This window comes from Arthrobacter sp. G.S.26 (assembly GCF_050847375.1).
Classification (GTDB): Bacteria; Actinomycetota; Actinomycetes; order Actinomycetales; family Micrococcaceae; genus Arthrobacter.
This window is the reverse complement of the sequence record NZ_CP193752.1, coordinates 22613-45225: the sequence shown is the minus strand read 5'-3', so window position 1 is coordinate 45225 and position 22613 is coordinate 22613. Positions and strand designations below refer to the sequence as shown.

The following is a 22613-nucleotide window of genomic DNA, read 5'->3' as shown; positions in this document are numbered from 1 at the left end:
GACGGATGCAGGTTCCCGAAGTGCTTCTGGCTAAACCCTTGCGTGGGCACGTCGACGTCCCCATAATAAATGAATGTCATTCATTTATTGACGGCCACCACAGAAAGACCTGCGCCAAGCCATGAAAACTGCAACCCTCCCATCCGCCCCTTCGGCCGCGGCTCAGCCAGCCACCCTCATGCCCGCAGAGTGGGCCCGCCACCAACGGACCTGGATGGCATTCCCACCCCCCAACGACACTTTTGGACCCGCCGGAAGTGCCACGCTGGACCGAGCCAGGGCCGCCTGGACCGCGGTCGCCCACACCATCGCCCGCTATGAGCCGGTCACGGTGGTGGCACACCCGCGGGACGCCACGGCCGCGAGGGAATGGCTGGGCGCGGACATCAACGTCGTTGAAATCCCGCTGGATGACGCCTGGCTCCGCGACAGCGGCCCAAGCTTCACGCATCAAAGTGACGGATCCATTGCGGCGGTGGACTGGACGTTCAACGGCTGGGGCGCCCAGCACTGGGCAGCATGGGACAACGACCAGCATGTGGCCCGGTCAGTAGCCGGCTTCGCGGACACGTCCGTGCGCAGCAGCACCCTGGTCAACGAGGGCGGCGGATTCCACGTGGACGGCGCCGGGACCGTCCTGCTGACCGAGACCGTCCAACTGGACCCGCACCGGAACCCTGGCGCCACCCGGGAATCCGTGGAGGCGGAAATCCACGCGGCCCTGGGCACCACAACGGCGATCTGGCTCCCCCGCGGCCTCACCCGGGACTACGGCGAATTTGGTACCCGCGGCCACGTGGACATCGTGGCTGCCTTCGCCGGCCCCGGTACCATACTGCTGCACCAGCAGCAGGATCCCTCCCACCCTGATTACGCCGTGTACCAGGAAGTCCGCGCCGCCCTTGCGGGGAAGCTGGACGCCCAGGGCAGGCCGCTGCGCATCATCGACGTCCCGGCCCCCACTGTCCTCACGGATGACGAGGGTTTTGTGGACTGGTCGTACATCAACCACTACGTCGCGAACGGAGTAGTGGTCCTGTGCGGGTTCGACGATGCCAACGATTCCATCGCGGCCGGCATCCTGGCCCGCGCCTACCCGGGACGGGCAGTGGAACTGGTGGACGCGCGCGACATCTTCGCTTTCGGCGGCGGCATCCACTGCATCACCCAGCAGCAGCCGGCACCCCAGGAGCCATCGGCATGACGCCGGCCAGCATCGGGAAGGCCGGCGAAGAAGCTGCGTTCTCCGTTGTGGAAGCGGGAATCAGGGAGCTCCGGCAGGCCCTGGAGACCGGCGCCACCACCAGCGAAGCCCTCGTCCAGCAGTACCTTGAGCGAATTCAGACATATGACTCTTCAGGCATACGTCTCAATGCCATGGTGGTGCTGAACCCCGAAGCAGTTGCGGAAGCCAGGGCGTCGGATGCCCGCCGGGCAGCCGGGGAAATGTTGGGCCCACTGGACGGCATTCCCTACACCGCCAAGGACAGCTACAAGGTTCAGGGCCTGACCGTGGCCGCCGGATCCCCGGCGTTCAAGGACCTCGTGGCGCAACAGGATGCCTTCACCATCGAGCGGCTCCGGGCGGCGGGCGCCGTCCTGATTGGCCTGACCAACATGCCGCCCATGGCCAACGGCGGTATGCAGCGCGGCGTCTACGGCCGGGCCGAGTCCCCCTACAACGCCGACTACCTTCCGGCCGCTTTCGCCTCCGGCTCGTCAAACGGTTCCGGCACGGCAACGGCCGCCTGCTTTGCGGCGTTCGGGCTGGCCGAGGAAACCTGGTCATCCGGCCGCGCGCCGGCGTCGAACAGTGGCCTGTGCGCCTACACCCCCTCCCGGGGAGTGATCTCCGTGCGCGGCAACTGGCCCCTGGTCCCCACCATGGATGTGGTGGTCCCCCACACCCGGACCATGGCCGACCTCCTCGAGGTCCTTGACGTGGTGGTGGCCGACGATGCGAACACCCGCGGCGATTTCTGGCGCGTCCAGCCATGGATCCCCATCCCCGCGGCATCTGCCGTCCGGCCGCCGTCATACCCGGACCTGGCCGTTGCCGACCCTGCCGCGGCGGCAGGGATCCTGGCCGGTAAACGGCTGGGCATCCCGCGGATGTACATCAACGCGGATCCCGACGCCGGCACTGCACCTGCGCCGGGCATCGGCGGCCCCACCGGCCAACGCATCCACACCCGGCAGTCCATCATCGACTTGTGGAGCTCTGCCCTTAAAAGCCTGGAAGCCGCGGGGGCCGAGGTTGTGGACGTCGACTTCCCGGTGGTCTCCAACTACGAGGGCGACCGGCCCGGCGCCCCCACGCTCGGCACCCGGGGCCTGGTCTCCGCCGCCTACCTCCGCAGAGAGATCGTGGACCTTTCCGCCTGGGCCTGGCACGACTTCCTGGCGGCCAACGCCGATCCGCGCCTCAACACGCTGGCGCAGGTGGACGGGGCCATGATCTTCCCCGCCCCGGACGGCTCCCTCCCGGACCGCTACGACGGGTTCGACGACGATATCAGCGACTACCCTGCCTGGATCCGCGCCCACGGGGTTCCCACCCTCGACGGGATGCCGGAGCTCGCGGACGGGCTGGCCGGACTGGAGGAAACCCGGCGCGTTGACCTGGAGGAGTGGATGGACGGCCCGGGCCTGGACGCCGTGGTGTTTCCCGCCGTCGCAGATGTGGGCCCGGCCGATGCCGACATAAACCAGGACTCAGCCGACCAGGCCTGGCGCAACGGCGTGTGGGTGGCCAACGGGAACCTGGTGCCACGGCACCTTGGCATTCCAACAGTCACCGTGCCCATGGGCCTCGCTGCAGACATCGCCATGCCGGTGGGCCTCACGTTCGCCGGCCGCGCCTACAACGACAACGCCCTGCTGAACCTGGCGGCCGCGTTCGAGGCCACCGGCAGCCGGAGGGTACCGCCGCCCCGCACCAGCTAGAGCTTCCGCCTGGCGGGTTTTGCACCATCAAACCAACCGGCGCGGTGGCCACACCCCGGAAGTGCGGGTCCGGCAGCCGGGCCGAGCCGATTGATGGTGCAGAACCCGACAGCACCCTGGCGGACGGGTTGTCCTAGCCGCGGAAGCAGCGGAAAAACTGCACCCCGTGCGGCGGCAGGTCCACCGCGAGTGCGGGCATCCCGTCCACGGCGGCAGCGCCTGCCTCCTGCCCGCTCCAGGCCTCCCGGAGCCGCCACGCGCCGGCATCCGGGAGGACTGAAAGCCCCAGGTCAGCCAACGGCAGGATGTGCGACGCGGCGCCGGTCCCGGTGTTGAACAGCGCCACAAAGCCGCCGTCCGCCGTCGTGCTGTCCGCCGCCCAGACCACCAGATCCCCGTCCCGCAGCAGTTCACGGTTGTTGTGGCTGTCCTTGAGGGCGGCCAGGAGGTCCGCGTTGGTCAGCAGTTCCAGGGTCTCCGGCGGCGAGGACGGCAGGTCGCAGCCCAGCATCAGCGGGGAGCGGGCAATGCACCAGAGCGAGAGCATGGTGCGCTGTTCGTCGCGCGTCAGGCGGCTGAGCCGTTCCTGGCCACGCTCGGCGCGAAGCGCGATGTTACCTACTGGCAGCATGTCCGCATCCGCCCAATGTCCGGGCTGCTGGTGCGGCGCCCACCGCGCCAGCCGGGCGAACTGGGCTTCGACGTCGTCCCAGATGTCCCACAAATCGTCGGAAACCCGCCACATCTGGGCGTTGGCCCGCAGGTGCTCCAGCCGCGCCAACGACAGCGCCTTGCCCGGTGAAAGGCTCAGCACCATATCCCGGCCGCTGCGCCCGATGGCCAGCTGGTACGCGGCGATTTCCTCCGCAAAGTACGGGCCGAGCATGTCGTCGGCCTTAACAAAGTCCACACCCCAGGCGGCAAAAAGGCGCAGTTGGGAGTCGTAGTAGGCCTGGGCGCCCGGCTTGCCGCGGTCCAGGCCGAAGTTGTCGGTGTTCCATTCGCAAGAGGATCCCGTGTCGGCCACCTGGTCCGCCGTGACCTGCGTTCCCTCAACGGGGAGCCGGTCCCGGACGGCCTGCCGCGGGATGCCGCGCATAATGTACAGGCCAAACTTGAGGCCCATGCCATGGATCCGGTCCGCCAGCGGCTTGAACCCCAGCCCGCCGGCGGACGAGGGAAACCTGTTCACGGCCGGAAGCTGCCGGCCGTGGGCGTCGAGTTCCAGGACGGCACCGTCGTTGTAGCCGCCCGCCCGGGCCGCCGGTTCGTACCACTGGATATCCACCACCACGGTGTCCCATCCGTGCGGCAAAAGATGTTCGGCCATAAAGGCCGCGTTTGCCAGGACCTCATCCTCGGTGACGGACGTGCCGAAGCAGTCCCAGCTGTTCCAGCCCATCGGTGGCGTCTGCGCAAGTGTCATCCGACAAATCTATAACGTTGGAAATCAAGGCACCACCCCACATCAGCAACAGCTTCCTGACGGGCGGTTGCACCCTGGACGAGCCTTGACAGCAAATTTGTTAGCGCTGACAGTGGAGGAAACGAATTCAACCCCGGACGGGAAGCCACGCAATATGAAGAATTGGGCAGGGAACCTCGAATACGGCTCGGCGGACGTGCTCCGGCCGGAATCGGTGGCGGAACTGGCGGCCATGGTGGGACGGGCCGGCAAAATCAAGGCCCTGGGTTCCCGGCACTCCTTCAACCGCGTGGGTGACACCGACGGCGTGCATGTGCTCCTGGACGCCCTGCCCCAGCACATTGAGCTCGACTCGGCGCGCGGCACGGTCCACGTCAGCGGCGGAGTCAGCTACGGCGCCCTGTGCCGGACTCTCGCGGAGTCAGGCGCGGCCATCCACAACCTTGCGTCCCTGCCCCACATTTCCGTGGCGGGTGCAGTGCAGACAGGCACGCACGGCTCCGGGGTGGACAACCAGTCACTGGCAGGCGCCGTGGAGTCCATCGACCTGGTGCGGCCCTCCGGCGAGCAGGTCACGCTTGCCAGGGCGGACGGCGACCAATTCATGGCCAGCGTTGTGGGCCTGGGCGCCTTGGGGATCGTGACGGGCCTGGAACTGTCCGTCCGGCCGGCGTACCAGATGCGCCAGCGCGTCCTGGAGGACCTGCCGTGGGACCGGGCCCTGGCGGAGTTCCCCGCCATCGTCTCGAGCGCTTACAGCGTCAGCCTGTTCACCGACTACGCAGGTGGGACCATCAACCAGGTATGGCTCAAGGCCCTCGCCGCCGAGCCGCCGTTGCCGGATCTCTTCGGCGCCACTGCCGCCACCCGCTCCCGGCACCCCCTCCCCGACATGTCCGCGGAGAACTGCACGGAACAGCTGGACGTACCGGGGCCCTGGCTCGACCGGCTCCCGCATTTCCGCCACGAATTTACGCCCAGCAACGGCGAGGAACTGCAGAGCGAATTCATCCTTCCGCTGGAGCTTGCACCCGCTGCCCTGCAGGCCGTCCGCGGCCTGGCCGGCCGGCTGGCACCGCTGCTGTTCGTCTCCGAGATCCGCACGGGTGCGGCCGATGACTTCTGGCTCAGCCCGTTTTACCGCCAGCGGAGCGTTGCCCTGCACTTCACGTGGAAACCTTTGCAGCAGGAGGTGGAGGCGTTGCTGCCGGACCTGGAAGACGCGCTGCGCCCGTTCGGCGCCAGGCCGCACTGGGGCAAGCTCTTCACGCCGTCAAGCCATGACTGGGAGGACCTGTATCCGAAGTTTGCCGAGTTCCGGTCGCTGGCTGCAGCACATGATCCCGACGGAAAATTCCGCAACACCCTGTTGGACAGCGTCCTTGGCGTGCCGGCAGCCAGCGGACGCTAGGAAGCGGCAACCCGGCGCCCCCGCCTAAACTGAAGGCATGAACCGACATGCCGCCGCCCTGCTCGCCACCCCGCTGCTGCTCCTGGTGGCCGGTTGCGGCGCCGTCGAGGAGGCCGCGGGAAACGCTGCCAGCGATGCCGCTTCCCAGGTGGCCTCGGCGGCCGCGGAGGAGGTCAACCGGCAGATCTGCGCCGTGGTCCAGGACGGGCTGGTCACTGCCCAGGACCGGGAAGTGCTGGGCGGCCTGGTTTCCGCTGCCCGGTCTGCCGGAGTGGCAGAGGACATTACGACGCCGCTGGGCCGGATCGCGGAGGCCGGAGACCAGGTGCCGGCCGAGTCCGTCCGGGCGCTGCAGGACGCCTGCGCCTAGCCCGGAAGGGCCGCAACTGCGCTCGGGCAACTGGAATCCCGCTCAGGCCCCCGGCCTGCCCGGCCCCCACTCGCCGGTGCTACGGCCGGCATCACGACCGGTGCCACGGCCGGGCCGGTGCGGGTTGCGGTGTTCAGCGCCGGTCCGGTGATCCTTCCGGTTCCCCGGAACGGTAAACGGGACCACTTCACGGTCCCTGCCGGCTGGCAGGGCGCGGACAAATTTAGCGAGCTCGGCGTGCAGGACCTTCCAGCCGATGTCCGGATCGTTGGGATACGCGTTTATTTCCGCTTCCCGTGCAGATTCCAGGGCGGCCCGGCCAGCCCCGGTCAGCTCCACAATCATCTGCCGCCGGTCCGCGGCGTGGCGGTTCCGGACAATGTGCCCGGTGGATTCCAGCCTGCTGAGGACCCGGCCCAGGGTCTGGCTCTGGACGCGGATGGCATCCGCGAGCTGCTCCTGGTTGAGCGGCCCGGCCGCCAGTCCTTCAAGCGCGATGACAGCGGCGCGGGTCAGCCCCAAGGGAGCCAGCGCGTCATCCTGGCGTCGCTGCACCATCCGGGCGGCCAGGCTGATCAGGCGGTAACTGCTCCGGGCATCCGGGTCGAGGTTGCTGGTCATCGGCACGCCTTCCTGTAGGTGGCGAAGCGCGGGGGATCACCCGTCACGCATGGCTACCCCTACACAATAAGCATGCTTAGCATCAATGATGCAAGTGAACGGCCCTCATTGCCCCGGGCCGGCGCCACAAACCTCGCCGCGGCGGACCGCATCACGGCGGCGGAATGAGCGGAACCTACCGCTTGCCCTTTTTCCGCGAGCCCTTGCCGCGGCCCTTATCCGGGTTTGGCGCGTACCGCTGGGCCACCTTGGGGGCCTTTTTGGCACCTGTGCCGCGCCGGTCCGGTTTGGGCTCCTTCTTTTCCTTGACGGGCTGGGCGGAGGGCTGGCGGGAGCTTTGCGCCGTCCGCCCGCGGACGATGCCGATGAACTCCTCGATGACCGGATCCGTGCCGTCGATGGGCCAGACCAGGGCAATTCCCGATTCAGGGGCGCCGGTGAGCCGCCGGGCCACGGTGTCCTTGACGTTAAAGTGCCGGGCCACGGACATGGGCAGGATCACCAGGCCGGCGCCGGAAGCCACCACCTGCAGGGCCGCTTCGGCACCGCCCAATGCCGCAACGTCCAGGAAGGTTTCCGCGTCCAGGTCCGCCAGCGCCACTTCGTCGAACACCGAAATTTCGTGCCCCTTCGGCGCCACCACCACCGGCAGCTCCTCGTACAGGGAAATGACGTTGAACCCTTCGCGGTCCACCGGCAGCCGGACAAAGGCCAGGTCCGCGGACCCGTCCCGGACCGCCTGGCCGCCGGGACCGCCGTCGGTCATAAACGCCTGCAACGGTACGCCGGGCATCCGTTCTTCCCAGCGGCGGATCCATTTGCCCGGCGTGACTCCCGGCACGTACGCGATCCGGAGTTCCCGCGGCGCTTCCGCTGACGCGTCCTGTTCCGCGGAATCGGCGGGGAATGCGTCTGTCTGGGGGGTGTTCTCGGTGGGCACGTCTTCACAGTACCGCCCGCCCGGATACCCTTGAAGCATGACCTCTGCAAACTCCCAGTCCATGAAGCCGGCCACCGTTGCCAAGAAACTTGGCATCTACCTGCCTGCAACACCCCAGGAGTTCCAGGATTCAACCATCTCCCGCGCGGATTTCGCCGAGCTCCAGGCCAACCCGCCGGAGTGGCTGGCCGAGCTCCGCCGCACCGGCCCGCACCCGCGCCCCGTGGTGGCCCAGAAACTGAACGTCTCCATCAGCGGCCTGGCCCGCGGCGGCGTTGAAGAAGCGCTCACGACGGCGGAAATCACCGCGCTGCTGCAGGCTCCGCCGGCCTGGCTGGTCACCGAGCGCGCCACGCACGCTGCCGTCCGCGCCGACGCCCAGCGGGTCAAGGACGACGCCGCCAAGAAGGACGCGAAGAAGGCCCGCGCCCAGGCGGAGTAGCGCCTCCGGGCCGCTCAGTCCTGGTGCAACTGCACGTAGTTGCCGCACCCGTCGTCGAACACGGCGCTGATGCCTGAGGGATCCTCGGTGGGTTCGCCGCGGAAGCTCACCCCGGCCGCCAGCAGCCGCTGGTACTCGGCCTGGACGTCGGGGACGCCGAAGACAATTGCCGGCAGGCCGGCGTTGTGCAGGGCGTTCATGTAATTGGCGCCGATCGGGTTGTCGCTGGGTTCCAGCAGCAGCCCGGCGGCGCCTGCGCCGGCACCGGGATCCTTGACGATGAACAGGTTGTATTCGGGCATGGCCATCAGGGTTTCGAAACCCAGGGTGTCCGTGTAAAAGGTGTGGGCCGTCGCCGGGTCCTGCACATGGATGCTGCACATTTTCAGTCTCATGACCCCACGGTACGCGGCATTGACCCCGGCGCCGTAACCCAATTTAATGGGAAGACAAGCCTGGGAAACCTTGGCCCGGGCGGTAACCGCTGGAGGTTCAGGATGTCGGCCGTGATGGAAGCCTTCTCCGAGGGACTCCTCCTGCTCCTCTGCGGGGCGGTTTTGGTGGTCAGTGTTGCGGGCACTGTCTATTTGGTCCGGCGGCGGTCCTTCGCCCCTGCAGGCACCGGTCCGGAGCGCTCCGACCAGCTGTTCTGGGACCTCTTCCTGGGCGCCGCCGTTGCCGTTCCGGCACTGCTCATTCCCACCCTGGCCTGGCCGTGGGCCGGCCTGATCCTCGGTGCCGCCGGTGTTGGGGCCGCCGTCGCCGCCTACCGCCTCAGCCCCCGCTTGCTGGCCTGGCGGGCCGGCCGGCGGGACTCGAGGCTGCAGGTGTCCGCCAACCAGGCCGCCAGGGTCCAGCACGATGAACTGATGGCCCGCTGGCGCAGGTATGAGCTGGACCCCGCCTGCAGCATCGACTACCCGGCCCTCACCGATGTCCGGTTGCCGGAAACGTCGGCACTGATCAAGGCCATGCGGACGGCCGAACAATTGCGCGCACAGCCGCACCGCGACTACCCGGCCGCAGTAACCGGATTGGCGTTGTCGCTGGCTGCAGCGGAGCGCGCTGCCGGACTTCCTACGAACCAGGCCGGCGCAGCCTGACGTTAAGTGCTGTGTCGGTGCCACTGGATCAGGCTGCGTCAGGGCGGATAGCATCCAAAGGATGAAGCCAGAGGAAATGCCAGTCCATGACCGCTTCGGCCGCCTGCTGGAGGACCGCGGCGTGTGGCGCCAGGCCACCACCCTGGCCGGGGCTGGCGAGCTCACGGCCCGGTGGCTTGAAGGCGGCAGCAAATACCAGCCGGGCCACTTCGCGGCAGGCTTCGATCCTGAAACCATCGCACTCGCCCCGGAACTCGCCCGCCTGAACCGCAGCGGCCTTTTCACGAAGGAATCCCAGCCGGGAATCAGCGGCGCCGCCCTGGCCCAGCGGCAGTACGTTACCGGGTTCTGCAGCCCCGCCGCGGCTGGAGACCTGCTGGCGCTGTCCACCCGCAGCGAATTCATTACCGTGGCGCACGCCCCGGGCGATTCAAGCAACGCCGCCATTCCCGTCACGCTGGCAGGCGATGATGTGGCCACCGTCCTCGGTTCCAGCGAAAACCCCGTCACCGAGGACCAGATCCGGGATTGGGCGGAGGAAACCAACGATGCTTTGGCCCTACTGCTGGCCGACTCCTGGTACGTCGAAATCCTGGACCCCGTCTGGGGCCGGAACGATGTCCTCCTTCCTGCAGTCCTCGCCGCTCTTTCCCCGAACGGCTGAACCGGCGGTTAAACGACAAAAGGTGGAGCAGCCTGCGCTGCTCCACCTTTTGCGGGGACTCAGAGATCCACGGTGCCGCTCTCGCCAACGCTCATCCGGCTGTTGGTGACTTTGGCCTTGACCCACTGCAGGACAGTGGCCGCCGTGCCTCCCGGGCTGGTCCAGTACTCGGCCGAATCGGAATCGACCCGCAGCAGGCACACCTCAGGGGTATCCGGGCCGTCCGGGAACCACGCCTCCACCGCCTGGTTCCACATTTCGCGGATTTTGGCGCGGTCCGTGACAACCTCGGCGGTCCCTGCCACAGACACCCATTCGGTGTTTTTTCCGAACGAGACGTTGACGCGGGAGTCGGCCCGGACGTGCGTTACCTGTGAGGTGTTCAGGCCCGTGAAGAACCACATGTCGCCGTCGTCCAGCACTTCCTGGACGGCCAGCGGGCGGCTGACGAGGGCACCCTCCCCGTTGATGGTGGTCAACATCCCGATGTGGGACCCGTTGATGATGTCGGTTACTTTGCTGATGCTCTGTGCGTCAGTCATGCCTCACCTCTTCGTCTGCTGTCGGGGTCGCTCCCCTTCGGCCAGCCTATTGGTAAGCATGCTTATTTACCAACCGGCCGCAACCTGCACCTTCGCTTTTTCTGCGATCAGCTGTGCCGTCCGGCGCCCCATCCTGATGGCCCCGTCAACGTGCTGGTACCCCTCGGCGGCCAGGTCTGACGAGGACCAGTGGATGGGCCCCACGGGAGCCAGCTGGTCCTTGCCATAGCGGTGCAGGCCACCCAGGTCATAGCTGGCAGCGTAGGCACCGCGCGTCCACTCCTCAGAGCCCCAGTCGGATTCGTAATACACCTCCGGCGCCAGGGCAGCGTCACCCAAAAAGGCGGCGATGGATTCCAGGACGGCCTTTTTGCGGTCCGCCGGGCTGAGCTCGAAGACGGCGTCGGCTTTCTCGTCGGAGATGAAGCCCACCAGAGTGCCGCGGGTGTCGCCGTGGTTGGTGTTGTCGTAGACCTCCTGCACCAGGGCGCCGGCGCCGAAGCCGGTGCCCGACAGGCCGGCCGCACGCCAGAACGGGGTTTTGTAGACGGCGTGCACCTTGATGACCAGGCCCAGCGACTGGTGCTGGTGCATCTGGTGCTGGCGGCGGGGCAGCGGCGGGTTAAAGGACACCCGGGAGTAGAGGTTCGGCGGAACCGCCATGACTACAAACCTCGCATTCACTGTTGCGCGCTCCGAGACAACCACCGCACTGTCGGCAGTCCAGTTAATGCTCCGGACCGGGCTGTCCAGCACCACGTCACCCTCCAGGCCTGCGGCCATCAGCTGCGAAACCTGCTGCATGCCGCCCACCACACGCTTGTCCAGGATGAAATCCTCATCCGTGAGGTGCGTGAAGGAGCCGGCGGAGGCGGCCATCAGGACCGCCTGCAGGGCGGAAAAGGCGTGCGCCGGCTTGGTCAGCATGCCGCCGGCGATGAAGAGGCCAATGTTGTTGCAGGCTTCCTCGTCAGCGGAATTCTGCCGCAGCCAATGGTGGAATGAGATGGTGTCCAGTTCGCGTGCCTTGGGATGCGCCCAGGGCTCGGTGGCACCGATCTCCTCCGCCAGGCCGTCAAGCAGTTCAATCAGCCGGTCCATTTCGGCGGCGGTGCCCGGCGCCACGGGAAAGGAGTCGCCCGTATAGGTCACGGGAGCGCCGTCCGCGCCGATATAGACGGATTTTCCCTCCCGGTAGCGGGAGTAGGTCTCCAGGCCGAGCTCCGCGAGCAGGTCCAGGAGCACCGTCTGGTCCGGCGAGACCCACTGGCCGCCGATTTCCAGCATGGCCCCGTCGATGGTGTCGGTCCAGGTGCGGCCACCCACCCTGTCACGGGCCTCGATGACGGCGACGGTGAAACCGGCCTTCTTCAGTTCACGGGCTGCGGTCAGGCCGGACGGGCCGGCTCCCACCACTGCAACGTCGCGGTTCAGGTTCAGCATGATGTCCTCTCTGCGGCCCGCAAAGTGACGGGGAGCACTAAATGAATGACGTTCATTTAGCATCAACTATAGCGGCTGCCGGGCGGGACCGGAAGTGCGCGGATGGAATAATGCTGGAGACCATGACAGAAGGGGCAGCAATGCCGGCAGTAGCAGCCACACAGGGACGATCCGCGGGGAAGGACCCGGCAGCCAGAAGGCGCGCCGGGAGGCCGTCGGCAGCCGTACTGGACAAGGCGGGCATCACCGTCGCAGCCCTGGCGCTGATCAGCAGGAAGGGCTACGACGGATTGACCATGGCCGCGCTGGCCCGGTCGCTGGACGTGGCGCCGTCGGCCCTCTACAACCATGTGTCCTCCAAGGATGATGTGCTGCTCCTTGTTGAGGACCACCTGGTGGAGATGGTGGACGTGTCGGGTTTCGGCGCCGGCCCGTGGGATGCCGCCGTGCGCCGGTGGGCCTGGTCCTACCGCGAGGTGTTTGCCCAGCACACACCCCTGATCCCCATTATCGCGGTGCTGCCCGTCGCCAATGCGCCCAAAACACTCGCCATGTATGAGGCGGTAACGGCCGGCTTCGGGGCTGCGGGGTTCCCCGCGGAGAAAACGATCTCCGCCATCGTCGCCCTGGAGGCGTTTGTCTTCGGCGCCGCGTACGACGTCACGGCCCCGGCGGACATTTTCGACGCCGGCACCCTCGCCGCGCAGACTCCCAACTTCACGGCCGCCGTCGACCGGCTGGCAGCCGAGCAGCACCCGCGTCCGGCCGACGTGGCCTTCAGCTTGGGCCTGGAAGCCCTGATTACAGGCTTCGACACCCTCCGGAACAGGTAAGTCTTGTACTACAAGTTGTAAACTTGTATCCTAAGTGTAGGCAAAGATGCCCCGCCACCTAGGAGAACCCATGAGTCCCGTCGATCTCATCCGCCACGTCAAGCTGTCCACCGCCACGCTGCCGCTCAGCGTCCCCATCAGCGACGCGAAGGTCTTCACCGGGCGGCAGAAGCCCATGACCGAGGTGGTGTTCCTGTTTGCCGAGATCACCACGGAACAGGGCCACACCGGACTGGGTTTCAGTTACTCCAAGCGGGCAGGCGGCCCGGCACAGTACGCGCACGCCAAGGAAGTGGCGGAAGGCATCATCGGGGAAGACCCCAACGACATCGGCCGGATCTACACCAAGCTCCTCTGGGCCGGCGCCTCCGTTGGCCGCTCCGGAGTGGCCACCCAGGCCCTCGCGGCCATCGACATCGCCCTGTATGACCTGAAAGCAAAGCGGGCCGGGCTGCCGCTGGCCAAGCTCCTGGGTGCTTACCGCGATTCCGTCCAGACCTACAACACATCGGGCGGATTCCTGAACGCAAGCCTGGACGAGGTCAAGGCCCGTGCCACCCAACTCCTGGCGGAAGGCATCGGCGGCATCAAGATCAAGGTTGGCCTGCCGGACTCCTCGGAAGACCTGCGCCGTGTGGCGGGCGTCCGGGAGCACATCGGCTGGGACGTGCCGCTGATGGTGGATGCCAACCAGCAGTGGGACCGTGCCACGGCACTGCGGATGGGCCGGCAGCTGGAGCAGTACAACCTCATCTGGATCGAGGAGCCCCTGGACGCCTACGACTTCGAGGGACACGCGCACCTGGCCCACGTCCTGGACACACCCATCGCCACCGGCGAAATGCTGGCCTCCGTGGCCGAACACAAGGGCCTCATCAACGCCAACAGCTGCGACATCATCCAGCCGGACGCCCCACGGGTGGGCGGCATCACCCAATTCCTCCGCCTCGCGGCCCTGGCCGACGAACGCGGCCTTGGCCTGGCACCCCACTTCGCCATGGAAATCCACCTGCACCTGGCGGCGGCCTACCCGCGGGAACCGTGGGTGGAGCACTTCGACTGGCTCGACCCGCTCTTCGAGGAACGCCTGGAAACCAAGAACGGCCGCATGATTGTCCCGGACCGGCCGGGACTGGGCGTCACCCTGAGCGGCCAGGCACGCGCCTGGACCACCGACTCCGTGGAGTTCGGCGCGTAACCTTGATCCCATGAGCCGAAACCTCACCGCGGACCTCACCGCCGACCTCCGCACCCGGATTGTGGACGGCATCATCCAGCCGGGCGGGAAACTGCCCAGCGAGAACACGCTGATCAGCGATTTCGGCGTCAGCCGTACGGTGGTTCGCGCGGCCCTGACCCGGCTGCAGGCCGAGGGACTGGTGGAAACGGAACGGGGCAGGGGCAGCTTTGCCCTCACCCCGCCCTCAGAGGCGTCCCCGGCAGCGCCGGGGACGCGGCCCGTGGCCAGTACGGAGGACCGCCTCCACCTGCTGGACTTCCGGCTCGGCGTGGAATCGGAGGCAGCGGCCCTGGCCGCCCGCAACCGCACCGACCGCCAGTTGCGTGCCGTCACGGCCGCCCTGGAAGAATTTACGGCCAGCACGGGCCACCCCGCGCACGCCATGAAGGCGGACTTCGAATTCCACCGGGCAGTGGCCGCCGCATCCGGCAACCCGTACTACTCCGACTGCCTGGCCGCCTTGGGGCAGACGATGATCGCCATGCCCCGCACCCGGCTGATGACCGGCGTCGAACATTATGCCCGGGACCACTTCGACCAGGTGGTGCACGAGCACCGGTCCATTGCCGACGCCATCGCTGACGGCGACGGATCCGCGGCCGCAGCTGCCATGCGCAGCCACCTTGCCAACTCACGACGCCGGTTCCAGGCTTCCGCGCGTCCGTAGCGTGGCGTGCGGAGCAGGCAGCCGCCAACAGTTAAAACAGGATGGGCCCCGGTCCTAAGACCGGGGCCCATCCATTTGCGTGCGCGAGGGGGGATTTGAACCCCCACGCCCTTTCGGACACTGGCACCTGAAGCCAGCGCGTCTGCCGTTCCGCCACTCGCGCGCAACTTCTTTCCCATTTCCGCTCCCGGTTTCCCGGTTATGCGGACCTGCGAAAGCAGCGAGATCAAGCATAACGGACATATGCCGGAAAATACCAATTGAGCCTGGCGGCCCCTCCACCAGCCGCGCCAAAACCCCCGGAACACGGGCCGAAATGGCATTTCCACAGCCCTCCAGGGGCCCCGCGGCAGCGTCCGGTGGCTGAACTTTTACGCCAGCCCGGCCGTTGCGGATTAAGGTCATTCCCAGCCCTGCCCAGTAGTATCGGTTCTGGACGTGACTGCCACGCGCAGTCACAACGCCTGGTGACGGACCGTCACGCGGCGTTCCTGCCAAGGACTATTGCCCCGCAGCCGGGGGGAAAGGAGAAGGACCTATGGGTCTGCTGGATAAAGTGGAACGCGGCATCGAAAAAGCCGTCCGGGGCGTCTTCTCCACCGGCTCCAAAGCACAGGTTGAGCCCGTGGAGATCGCCAGCAGGCTCCGCCGCGAACTCGACAACAAGGCGCTGACGGTTTCGGCCGGACGGACGCTGGCTCCCAACGTTTTCGACGTTGAGCTGAGCAACGAGGACTTTGCCCGGGCCCAGGAATGGGGTACCCCGCTGGCCGAAGAACTCTGTGACGTGGTGATCAACCACGTCCGCAGCCAGGGTTACACCCTGCAGGGCCCGGTCCGGATCTCCTTCCGCCGGGACGCGGAACTCCGCGCCGGGGACTTCGAAATTGCTTCGGCCACGGAAAAGCAGGCCGGTGCCGCGGCCGCGGCACCGGCACGCCCCAACGTGCCGGCCGCCCCCAGCCGCCAGCCCGTGCGCCTGCAGCCCGTGCTGGACATTGACGGGCAAAGGTACTCACTGAACGCGCCGTCCATCGTGCTGGGCAGGTCCTCCGAGGCAGACATCCTGGTGGAGGACACCGGCGTTTCACGCCGGCACCTGGAGATCCGCACCGCCAACGGCGTGACCAGCGCCGTGGACATGGGTTCCACCAACGGCAGCTACGTCAACGGGCAGCGCGTGGCCGGCAGCACCGAACTCACAGACGGCTCCACCATCACGATGGGACGGACAAAGATCATCTTCCGCCTGCTTCCCGCCGGACCCGGTGGTTCCGCATGAATGACATGAGCGATCTCACCATCACAGTGCTGCGGTTCGGCTTCCTGCTGCTGCTGTGGGTCCTGATCTTCAGCATTGTCTCGGCCATGCGCCGGGACCTTATGGTGGGACGGAAAGCCGCTTCCGGCGCCCCCACCGCCCGCGAGGTCCGCCGCAACCCCGAACTTGCCGAGGCGCCCCCGCAGCCCGTAAAGCTGCAGGCCCACCAGTTGGTGGTGGTCGAAGGGCCATTGAAGGGCACTACCATTCCGCTGGCTGCGAGCCCCATCCTGCTGGGCCGCGCCCAGGAAGCCACCCTGGTGCTTGAGGACGATTACGCTTCCGGCCGCCACGCGCGCCTGTTCCCGCAGGGCAGCCGCTGGTTCATCGAGGACCTGGGTTCCACCAACGGAACCTACCTGGCAGACCAGCAACTCACCCGGGCGCTGCCCGTTGAACCAGGCGTTCCCGTGAGAATCGGCAAGACGGTCATCGAATTGAGGCCGTAGCCGTGGCTGCTCCCGAAAACCCCGCCACCGGGCACCTGCCCGCGCAGCGGCCCCTCATCATGCGCTTCGCGGCGCAGTCCGACGTGGGCCGGATCCGCTCCAAGAATGACGATTCCGCTTACGCCGGCCGGCATCTGGCCGTGGTGGCGGACGGCATGGGCGGGCACGCCGGCGGCGACGTCGCCTCCGCCGCCACTGTCCTGGACATGATCCACCTGGACCGCGCAGACTACAACGATGACGCCGGCACCATCCTGGCCGATGAAATCCAGACCGCCAATTCACTGCTTTCCGAACTGGTGCACATCAATCCCAAACTCGCGGGAATGGGCACCACCGTCACGGCCCTCCTGCTGGCCGGCGGCCGGCTGCACTTCGCCCATATCGGGGACTCCCGCGCGTACCGCCTGCGGGCCGGGACATTCGAGCAGGTCAGCGTTGACCACACCTTCGTCCAGCGGCTCATTGACGAAGGCAGGCTGCGGCCCGAAGAAGCCGAAACCCACCCGCATAAAAACGTTCTGATGCGTGTGCTGGGCGATGTGGATGCCAGTCCCGAACTTGACCTGGACACCCTGGATGTCCTGCCGGGCGACCGCTGGCTGCTGTGCTCCGATGGCCTGAACTATGTTGCCGGGCATGCCGTGGAGAGGACTGTCCGCGAGACGAAGGACCTCCACGAGTGCGCCGGGATCCTGGTGGACCTCACCCTGGAGGCAGGTTCCCCGGACAACGTCACCGTGGTGGTGGTGGACATCGTGGAGGAAACGCCCGACGACGTCCACACGGCCGCCGTGGAAGTGATCCAGCAGCAGCCGGCCGGGTCCGCCCCTGCCGCCAAGGAACCGGCGTCCAGTCCGGCCGCGGCCGGTCCAGGGGCCGAACCGGCAACACCCGACGCTGCCGGCACTGCTGCCGGGCACCCGCCGGATTCCGGTGCCACCGACCCCCACCTGGGCGAACACCTGTCGGCGGAGGTGCTGCGCGAGGAGCTCTCGTCCCGCCCCCACGAATTGGTGGGCTCTGCGGCGCTGGCCGCCGAATCAGGGTCAATCCCCACCATCGCGGGCCGTACTGTCGCCCGCCGGGCGGCAACCCTGCTGACCCACAAGGCAGAGGGGCAAGGCAGCGACGCCGATGACGTCCCGGTCCCGCTGAAGACCCGCCGGTGGATCACCTGGTCCATCGCTGCAGCCGTACTGGTGTTCCTCACCGCCGGCCTGTGGCTGGGCTACGCCTGGACCCAGACCCGCTACTACGTGGGCGAATTCGACTCGCGCGTGGCTATCTACAATGGCGTTTCGCAGCGCCTGGGCCCCATCCAGCTGTCCACGCTGGAGGCCGTCACTGACATCCGGATGGACTCCCTGCCGCAGTTCTCCCAGCAGCGCGTCCGCCAGACAGTGCCCGCCAACGACCTCTACGACGCGCAGCGGATCGTAAAAAACCTTGAACTGACCGGCTCCCCCTCACCCGAGGAGGACTGCGTGACGGCTTCGGCCGCCCCCACCCAGACCGCGTCGCCCACCCCCGCCCCCACAGGAACGGCGACAGCTCCAGCCACGCCGGCGCCGGGCAGCCCCACACCCACGCCAAGTCCCACCGTTACCTGCGAGGCCGCACGATGAGCCAGCTGAGCACCATGCCAAAACCCCGCCGGAACGTCGAACTGGCCTTGCTGATCCTAGCCCTTGCCGTGGGGATCGGTGCCAACATGCTGGTGGGTGTGGATCAGGAGAAGGCGTTCGACTCCGACTTCTGGTTCCAGTCGAGCCTCCTGGCCGTGGCGGCCCTGGTTTTCCATGTGGTCCTCCGGCTCCGCGCTAAATATGCCGATCCAGTAATACTTCCGATCGTGGTGGCCCTCAACGGTCTCGGCCTGGCCATCATCCACCGCCTGGACGCTCCAAACCAGGACACCGGCAACAACCAGCTGCGGTGGACCCTGATCGCCATGGCCGTGGCCATTGCCGTGATCTGGTTCCTCCGCGATCACCGCGTACTCCGCCGGTTCACGTTCATTTCACTGGCTGCCAGCGCCTTGCTCCTCCTGCTGCCGCTCATCCCCGGGATCAGCGCCGGTGAAATCCTCGGCGCCAGGGTGTGGATCCAGATCGGGCCCATGACGTTCCAGCCCGGCGAAGTAGCCAAGATCACGCTTGCAATATTCTTTGCCGGGTATCTTTCCTCAAACCGCGACCTGATCCTGCTGGCCGGCCGCAAAGTCGGTCCCCTGCAGTTTCCGCGGTTCAAGGACATGGGCCCCATGATCACGGCGTGGCTGGTCAGCATCGGCGTGCTGATCTTCCAGCGCGACCTCGGCTCGTCGGTGCTCTTCTTCGGACTGTTCATCGTGATGATCTACGTGGCCACCAGCCGGATCAGCTGGGTGGTGATCGGCCTGGCGCTGATCCTGGGCGGCGGCTTTGTTGCCGCCCAGGTCTTCTCCCACGTGGAACAGCGGATCTATGGGTGGCTCAATGCCTTCAGCCCGGACGTATACCGGGACGGAAGCCGGCAGGTGATCGAAGGACTGTTCGGGATGGCCAACGGCGGCCTGGTGGGTACCGGCCTGGGCCAGGGGCGGCCAGACCTGGTCCCCTTCGCCAACAGCGACATGATCATCGCGTCCATCGGCGAGGAACTCGGCCTCATCGGCCTGTTCGCCGTTGTCCTGCTGTATCTGCTGCTCTTCACCCGCGGCTTCCGGGCAGCACTGGGCACCCGCGACGCCTTCGGAAAGCTGCTGGCATGCGGCTTGTCCTTCGCCGTCGCCCTGCAGTGCTTTGTGGTCATCGGCGGGGTCACCCGGCTGATCCCGCTCACGGGCCTGACCACACCGTTCCTCGCGGCCGGCGGTTCATCGCTGCTGGCCAACTGGATCATTGTGGGCCTGCTCCTATTGATCTCGCACACCGCCCGCGGCCCGGTGGACACCACACCGCTGCCTCCCGGCGGCGCAGCGGAATCCACCGGCATCGATACTCCCACCCAGGCGGTGAAACAGGCATGAACCAGGCAATCCGTAACTCCTGGGTGGCAGCAGTTGCCATGTTCGCCCTCATTTTCGGCGCCATCAGCTTTGTGCAGGTGGTGGGCGCCGACGACCTCAAGGCCAACCCGCTGAACCAACGGGCCGTCCTGCAGAACTTCTGCAACGACCGCGGTGCCATCATTGTGGGCGGCGATCCCGTTGCGGAGTCCGTGGAAGGCACCTCCGAAGTGTGTGCCTTCCAGCGCACCTATCCCCAGGGGGATCTGTACGCGGGCCTCACCGGGTACTTCTCGCAAAGCTATGGCGCCACCGGCCTGGAACAGTCCATGGGCGAGGTCCTGGCCGGGAATTCGGACCAGCTGTTCCTGGACCGGATCGGCCAGTTGTTCCTGGGCAGCCAGCCCAAGGGTGCCTCCGTGGAACTGACCATCGACCCGGAACTGCAGAAACTGGCTTACAGCCTGATACCGGACGGCCAGCGCGGCTCGATTGTGGTCACCGACCCGAAGACCGGGGCCATCCTGGCCATGGTGTCCAAGCCTTCGTACGACCCCAACACCGTGGCCACGCAGGACCGCACGGCTGAGCAGGCAGCGATGGATCAGCTGATCAAGGTTCCCGGGATCAACCTGAACCAGAATGTCAGCGGACCCACAGGCGAGCTCCTGGCCCCGGGATCCGTCTTTAAGCTGGTGGACACCGCAGCGGCCCTCGCCTCGGGGAAGTACAACAAGGACAGTGTGTTGCCCAACCCGGCGCAGCTGCCCTTCGACGGCATCGATTACAGCCTGCCCAACTACGCCGGCGGAAACTGCTACACCCGCACCGAGGCCAGTTTCGCCTTCGCCCTGCAGCAATCCTGCAACACACCCTTCGCCAGCATCGCCCTGGACCTGGGCCGGGACGCGATCGCCGAGCAGGCAAAAAAATTCGGCATCGGCGAGGACGTGGGCGACCAGCTGAAGCTGGCCCACGCCACGGAGAACAGCTTCCCCGACGACCTTGACGGTCCGGGGCTGGCGCAGTCCTCAGTGGGGCAGAAGGATGTCCGGGCAACTCCCCTGCAGATCAACATGATGACGGCAGCGATCGCCAACGACGGCGTCCAGATGGCTCCCAGCCTGATCAAAACCCTGCGCTCACCTGACCTGCGGGTCATCGACGAACCACAGCCTGAACAGTTGCGGACCTCCACAACTCCCGAGATTGCCAACCAGATTACCGAGTGGATGGAAAGCGCGGTAAGCCAGGGCATTGCCCGTGGCGCCGCTGTACCGGGTGTGGAAGTCGCCGGCAAGACCGGCACCGCAGAGCTCGGGAACGCCGGCGGCACCAACAATTCCTGGTTTACGGGTTTTGCTCCAGCAGGCAACCCTCAGGTGGCCGTCACCATCGTGATGGAAGACGTAGACGTTGTTACCGGCGCACAGCTAACCAGTCCGAACGCGAAGAAGATTTTTGAGGCGGTGTTGAATAAGTGAGGCCTACAACCGGAATCACCCTCGGCGGCAGATTCCAGCTGACCACGCGGATTGCGATCGGCGGGATGGGGGAGGTCTGGAAAGCCAAGGACCTGGTCCTTGGCCGCATCGTCGCCATCAAGGTGCTGAAAGAGGAATACACCGGGGATCCGGGCTTCCTCCAGCGCTTCCGCGCTGAGGCCCGCCACACCGCCCTGCTCAACCACGTGGGCATCGCCAACGTCTTCGACTACGGCGAGGAGGAGGGCTCCGCCTACCTGGTGATGGAGCTGGTGCCCGGCCAGCCGCTGAGCAGCATCATCGAGCACGAACAGGTGCTGTCCCCGGACCGTACCCTGTCCATGATTGCCCAGACTGCCCGGGCCCTGTCCGTGGCCCACGCCCAGGGCCTGGTGCACCGGGACATCAAGCCCGGAAACCTCCTGATCACCCCTGACGGCAGGGTTAAGGTCACTGACTTCGGCATCGCCAGGCTCGCCGACCAGGTGCCGCTGACCCAAACCGGGCAGGTCATGGGAACGGCCCAATACCTGGCTCCGGAGCAGGCCACGGGCCAGACCGCCACCGGTTCCTCCGACATCTATTCGCTGGGCGTCATCGGCTACGAATGCCTCACCGGCCACCGCCCGTTCTCCGGGGAATCGCAGATTGCCATCGCGCTGGCCCAGGTCAACGATGCGCCGCCGCCGCTGCCCGAAACCCTGCCCACTCCCGTACGCGCCCTCCTGATGTCCATGCTGGCCAAGGACCCCAAGAACCGTCCCGCCAACGCCATCAAGCTGTCGGAAGCCGCCGAGGCCATCCGCAACGGGGACATCAGCGCCGCCCGGGCGGCAGTGCCGGGCATGCTCCTTTTCGATTCCGGCACGGGCCCCGTCACCGCGCCGGTGGACACGGCCACTGCGCCCACCAGCGTGGTGGGCACCCAGCGGGACGCTCCAACGCACACCTCGGCATTGCCCGCCGTGGGTGCGGCAGCAGCGGGTGCGGCAGCCGGTGCAGGGGCCGCCGCCGCCCAGGACGCCGACGCGCCCCAGGGAACGCTGGCCCGGGCCAACGCGCTGGCCGCGGAGCGGAGCTGGAGCCAGGACGAGCCAGCGTACGACGACGAGCCCGCCGACCAGCCCAAACGCAAGGGCCGCAGCCCTTGGACCTGGCCGTTGGTGGCACTGATCCTGCTGGGGCTGTTTGTGCTCGTGGGGGTCTTCCTCAACCAGCAGGGACTGTTTTCCCCGTCCGACGACACCACTGCCGGACCCACGTCCAGCAGCCCGCAGGCCACCAGCGCCAGCCCCACCCGGTCCGCGCCGCCCTCATCAGCGCCGCCCTCCACTGAGCCGGTCACCACCCCGCCGCCGACCACCAGCGAAGCGCCGGAGACCGTGGACATCATTCCGGCGGCCTACTTGGGCAGGTCGTACCAGCAGGTGCGCACCGACCTGGTCAACCTCGGGCTCGGAGTCAACGGCGTCACCCAAGTCACCGATGACGCTGAACCTGGCACCGTCCTGGATGTGAATCCGTCGGGTCCCGTCCCCCCGGGCTCAACAATCACTGTCACCTACGCAGTCGCCCCGCAGACCACCGAGCCGCCGGCACCCACTACGGCAGCACCCACCAAAGAGGCTCCCACGACCGCTCCGTCCGCTCCGACCGTCACCGATTGCGCCACCGGCCAGCTGCCGGGAGCGCAGGCAACCTGTAAACCGTAAGCAACGG

22 protein-coding genes and 1 tRNA gene are annotated in these 22613 nt (G+C 66.9%); 16 read left to right on the top strand and 7 right to left on the bottom strand.

The window, feature by feature from the left end:
- Positions 1-121 precede the first annotated feature (121 nt).
- Complete coding sequence (locus ACRB8A_RS00225) at positions 122-1204, top strand: agmatine deiminase family protein (protein WP_432245356.1); 1083 nt, start codon at positions 122-124, stop codon at positions 1202-1204.
- Positions 1201-2946, top strand: a complete 1746-nt coding sequence (locus ACRB8A_RS00220) for an amidase (RefSeq protein ID WP_432245355.1) — start codon at positions 1201-1203, stop codon at positions 2944-2946. The genes ACRB8A_RS00225 and ACRB8A_RS00220 overlap by 4 nt, the downstream gene beginning before the upstream one ends.
- A 133-nt stretch (positions 2947-3079) precedes the next feature.
- On the opposite strand, the gene ACRB8A_RS00215 is transcribed toward ACRB8A_RS00220, so the two are convergent.
- Positions 3080-4372 carry a glycoside hydrolase family 27 protein gene (locus ACRB8A_RS00215; RefSeq protein ID WP_432245354.1) on the bottom strand — a complete coding sequence of 431 codons (1293 nt, stop codon included), beginning with the start codon at positions 4370-4372 and terminating at the stop codon, positions 3080-3082.
- A gap of 154 nt (positions 4373-4526) precedes the next feature.
- On the opposite strand from ACRB8A_RS00215, the gene ACRB8A_RS00210 reads away from it, so the two are divergent.
- Together ACRB8A_RS00210 and ACRB8A_RS00205 are read left to right on the top strand one after the other, a co-directional pair.
- Positions 4527-5783 (top strand): D-arabinono-1,4-lactone oxidase, encoded by a 1257-nt coding sequence (locus ACRB8A_RS00210; RefSeq protein WP_050684613.1) that lies wholly within the window; start codon positions 4527-4529, stop codon positions 5781-5783.
- Positions 5784-5820: 37 nt separating this feature from the next.
- Positions 5821-6153, top strand: a complete 333-nt coding sequence (locus ACRB8A_RS00205; RefSeq protein WP_432245353.1) for a hypothetical protein — start codon at positions 5821-5823, stop codon at positions 6151-6153.
- A 42-nt stretch (positions 6154-6195) separates the two neighbouring features.
- Here ACRB8A_RS00205 and ACRB8A_RS00200 read toward each other — a convergent pair whose 3' ends face one another.
- Together ACRB8A_RS00200 and ACRB8A_RS00195 are read right to left on the bottom strand one after the other, a co-directional pair.
- Positions 6196-6774 (bottom strand): MarR family winged helix-turn-helix transcriptional regulator, encoded by a 579-nt coding sequence (locus ACRB8A_RS00200; RefSeq protein ID WP_432245352.1) that lies wholly within the window; start codon positions 6772-6774, stop codon positions 6196-6198.
- Positions 6775-6949: 175 nt separating this feature from the next.
- Positions 6950-7789 carry a LysR substrate-binding domain-containing protein gene (locus ACRB8A_RS00195; protein ID WP_432245351.1) on the bottom strand — a complete coding sequence of 280 codons (840 nt, stop codon included), beginning with the start codon at positions 7787-7789 and terminating at the stop codon, positions 6950-6952.
- Between ACRB8A_RS00195 and ACRB8A_RS00190 the strand changes: the two genes are divergently transcribed.
- Positions 7752-8156, top strand: coding sequence for a DUF5997 family protein (locus tag ACRB8A_RS00190; RefSeq protein ID WP_050684609.1), 405 nt, complete (start codon positions 7752-7754; stop codon positions 8154-8156). The genes ACRB8A_RS00195 and ACRB8A_RS00190 overlap by 38 nt on opposite strands.
- A 14-nt stretch (positions 8157-8170) precedes the next feature.
- Here the strand turns inward: ACRB8A_RS00190 and ACRB8A_RS00185 are convergent, their stop codons facing one another.
- On the bottom strand, positions 8171-8551 hold the full coding sequence (locus tag ACRB8A_RS00185; RefSeq protein WP_050684608.1) for a VOC family protein: 381 nt from the start codon (positions 8549-8551) through the stop codon (positions 8171-8173).
- Between the two features lie 102 nt (positions 8552-8653).
- On the opposite strand from ACRB8A_RS00185, the gene ACRB8A_RS00180 reads away from it, so the two are divergent.
- Entirely contained in the window at positions 8654-9259 is a 606-nt protein-coding gene (locus ACRB8A_RS00180) for a hypothetical protein (RefSeq protein WP_432245350.1), read from the top strand.
- Between the two features lie 61 nt (positions 9260-9320).
- Complete coding sequence (locus ACRB8A_RS00175) at positions 9321-9923, top strand: DUF6919 domain-containing protein (protein WP_050684606.1); 603 nt, start codon at positions 9321-9323, stop codon at positions 9921-9923.
- A gap of 59 nt (positions 9924-9982) precedes the next feature.
- On the opposite strand, the gene ACRB8A_RS00170 is transcribed toward ACRB8A_RS00175, so the two are convergent.
- Complete coding sequence (locus ACRB8A_RS00170; RefSeq protein WP_050684605.1) at positions 9983-10465, bottom strand: pyridoxamine 5'-phosphate oxidase family protein; 483 nt, start codon at positions 10463-10465, stop codon at positions 9983-9985.
- A 66-nt stretch (positions 10466-10531) separates the two neighbouring features.
- Positions 10532-11908 (bottom strand): flavin monoamine oxidase family protein, encoded by a 1377-nt coding sequence (locus tag ACRB8A_RS00165; protein WP_050684604.1) that lies wholly within the window; start codon positions 11906-11908, stop codon positions 10532-10534.
- A 140-nt stretch (positions 11909-12048) separates the two neighbouring features.
- On the opposite strand from ACRB8A_RS00165, the gene ACRB8A_RS00160 reads away from it, so the two are divergent.
- The 3 genes from ACRB8A_RS00160 (at position 12049) to ACRB8A_RS00150 (ending at position 14648) form a co-directional block, all read left to right on the top strand.
- The gene (locus ACRB8A_RS00160; protein WP_432245349.1) at positions 12049-12741 is read left to right on the top strand and encodes a TetR/AcrR family transcriptional regulator; all 693 of its coding nucleotides are present in this window, start codon (positions 12049-12051) and stop codon (positions 12739-12741) included.
- A 70-nt stretch (positions 12742-12811) separates the two neighbouring features.
- Positions 12812-13939 carry an L-talarate/galactarate dehydratase gene (locus tag ACRB8A_RS00155; protein ID WP_285241269.1) on the top strand — a complete coding sequence of 376 codons (1128 nt, stop codon included), beginning with the start codon at positions 12812-12814 and terminating at the stop codon, positions 13937-13939.
- A 10-nt stretch (positions 13940-13949) separates the two neighbouring features.
- The gene (locus ACRB8A_RS00150; RefSeq protein WP_050684601.1) at positions 13950-14648 is read left to right on the top strand and encodes a FadR/GntR family transcriptional regulator; all 699 of its coding nucleotides are present in this window, start codon (positions 13950-13952) and stop codon (positions 14646-14648) included.
- 80 nt (positions 14649-14728) lie between these two features.
- Here ACRB8A_RS00150 and ACRB8A_RS00145 read toward each other — a convergent pair.
- Positions 14729-14811, bottom strand: a tRNA-Leu gene (locus tag ACRB8A_RS00145).
- 375 nt (positions 14812-15186) lie between these two features.
- Between ACRB8A_RS00145 and ACRB8A_RS00140 the strand changes: the two genes are divergently transcribed.
- Genes ACRB8A_RS00140 through ACRB8A_RS00115 form a run of 6 tightly spaced genes read left to right on the top strand, consistent with a single transcriptional unit; the run spans position 15187 to position 22606 of the window.
- Positions 15187-15930, top strand: coding sequence for an FhaA domain-containing protein (locus ACRB8A_RS00140; RefSeq protein WP_432245348.1), 744 nt, complete (start codon positions 15187-15189; stop codon positions 15928-15930).
- Positions 15931-15935: 5 nt separating this feature from the next.
- Positions 15936-16418, top strand: a complete 483-nt coding sequence (locus ACRB8A_RS00135; protein WP_050684627.1) for an FHA domain-containing protein FhaB/FipA — start codon at positions 15936-15938, stop codon at positions 16416-16418.
- A 2-nt stretch (positions 16419-16420) separates the two neighbouring features.
- Positions 16421-18046 (top strand): PP2C family protein-serine/threonine phosphatase, encoded by a 1626-nt coding sequence (locus ACRB8A_RS00130; RefSeq protein ID WP_285241272.1) that lies wholly within the window; start codon positions 16421-16423, stop codon positions 18044-18046.
- On the top strand, positions 18043-19431 hold the full coding sequence (locus ACRB8A_RS00125) for an FtsW/RodA/SpoVE family cell cycle protein (protein ID WP_432245347.1): 1389 nt from the start codon (positions 18043-18045) through the stop codon (positions 19429-19431). Before ACRB8A_RS00130 ends, ACRB8A_RS00125 begins: the two co-directional genes overlap by 4 nt.
- Positions 19428-20894: a peptidoglycan D,D-transpeptidase FtsI family protein gene (locus ACRB8A_RS00120; protein ID WP_050684569.1), complete on the top strand. Its 1467-nt coding sequence runs from the start codon at positions 19428-19430 to the stop codon at positions 20892-20894. Before ACRB8A_RS00125 ends, ACRB8A_RS00120 begins: the two co-directional genes overlap by 4 nt.
- On the top strand, positions 20891-22606 hold the full coding sequence (locus ACRB8A_RS00115) for a protein kinase domain-containing protein (protein ID WP_432245346.1): 1716 nt from the start codon (positions 20891-20893) through the stop codon (positions 22604-22606). The genes ACRB8A_RS00120 and ACRB8A_RS00115 overlap by 4 nt, the downstream gene beginning before the upstream one ends.
- The last annotated feature ends 7 nt before the right edge of the window (positions 22607-22613 follow it).